Annotated in this window: 2 protein-coding genes and 1 pseudogene; all 3 read left to right on the top strand. The window is 73.1% G+C overall.

Annotation, left to right across the window (positions count from 1 at the left end; all coding sequences use genetic code 11):
• A pseudogene (locus tag NON22_RS24380) lies at positions 1-256 on the top strand (nicotinate-nucleotide adenylyltransferase); the annotation flags it as partial.
• Between the two features lie 413 nt (positions 257-669).
• Positions 670-1,023 carry a ribosome silencing factor gene (gene rsfS / locus NON22_RS24375; RefSeq protein ID WP_257389574.1) on the top strand — a complete coding sequence of 118 codons (354 nt, stop codon included), beginning with the start codon at positions 670-672 and terminating at the stop codon, positions 1,021-1,023.
• Between the two features lie 28 nt (positions 1,024-1,051).
• Positions 1,052-1,369 (top strand): 23S rRNA (pseudouridine(1915)-N(3))-methyltransferase RlmH (locus tag NON22_RS24370; RefSeq protein WP_257389572.1); only part of this gene is annotated, 318 nt, incomplete at its 3' end.

Below are 1,369 nucleotides of genomic sequence, written 5' to 3'. Positions count from 1 at the left end.
CCGGCCCGGCCATTCGCGCGACTATGCCGCGGCGCTCATGGAGCAGATCGCCGCGCGGCGCGGCGCGGTCGACGGCGACTGGCGCGGCCGCGGCGCCGGCCGCGTGCTGTTCCTGGACATCCTCGAGCTCGACATCTCGGCCACGGCCATCCGCGCGCAGCTGGCCGCCGGCCGCGAACCGCGCTACCTGCTGCCCGACGCCGTGCTGGCCGAGATCCGCCGCCGCCGCTGGTACGCCGGGCCTGCGCCCGCGTAATTGGCGGGCCGCCGCCGTATACTCCGCGCCGACTGCCCCGTCGGGCATTGAGAGGTAGCGCACGCTTGGCCACGACCAAAACGCCGAAGTCTTCGACCGCGTCCGAATCCAAATCCCGTTCCCGCGCAGCGGCGCCGGCCGCGAAAAAGGCTGCCGCAGCGAAGAAGCCGGTGACGGCCAGGAAGTCCGCCGCGGGTGCCGCGCCGGGGGCGAAGTCCGCCAGCAAGCCGGGCAAGGCCGTACTGGCCAATCGTGAAGCGGCCAAACGCGCGGCCAGACCCGCGGCGAAGGCTGCCGCGAAACCGGCCGCCAAGCCGGCCGCGAAGAAACCGCGCAGCGCCGCCGCCGCGCCGGTCGCGTCGCCGCCGCAGCCCAAGCCGCGCACGCCCGGCAAGGTTTCCGCACCGACCGACATCGTCGATCGCCTGCGCCTGGAAGTGAACCGCGCGCTCGAGGAACTCAAGGCCAAGGACATCGTCGAGCTCGACGTGCGCGGCAAGACCTCGATCGCCGACTTCATCGTCGTGGCCAGCGGAACCTCGACGCGCCATGTGAAGTCCGTCGCCGACGAAGTCATCAAGTACGCGAAGAAGGCCGGCATGCCGCCGCTCGGTGTCGAAGGCCAGCGCGAAGCCGAATGGGTCCTCGTCGACCTCGGCGACATCATCGTCCACATCATGCTGCCGCGCGTGCGCGAGTTCTACGGTCTCGAGCGCCTCTGGTCGGTGGGCCCCGGCGCCGGCGAAGCCGAAGCGGCCTACGCCTGATTCCCGCGCGCGCCCGGCGGCCGGCGACATGCGCGCGCGACTGATCTCCGTCGGCGAACGCATGCCGGCCTGGGTCGCCGACGGCTTCGCCGAATACGCCAAGCGCCTGTCGCGCGAGCTGCCGCTGGAGCTCGTGGAGCTGCGCCTCGGCGAGCGCGGCAAGGGCCGCGACCTCGCGCGCGCGCTCAGCGACGAAGGCGAGGCCATGCTCGCGGCGATTCCGCGCGGCGCCCACGTCGTCGCGCTCGACGGCCGCGGCCGCCCGTGGTCGAGCGAGGATCTGGCTGCGCAGCTCGCGAACTGGCGCATGGCCGGCCGCGATCTGGCCTTCCTCGTCGGCGGCCCC

This window comes from Tahibacter caeni, from assembly GCF_024609805.1.
In the GTDB taxonomy this organism is placed as follows: Bacteria; Pseudomonadota; Gammaproteobacteria; order Xanthomonadales; family Rhodanobacteraceae; genus Tahibacter; species Tahibacter caeni.
Note: the sequence above shows the minus strand (reverse complement) of the source record. Positions and strands in the feature narration are given on the sequence as shown.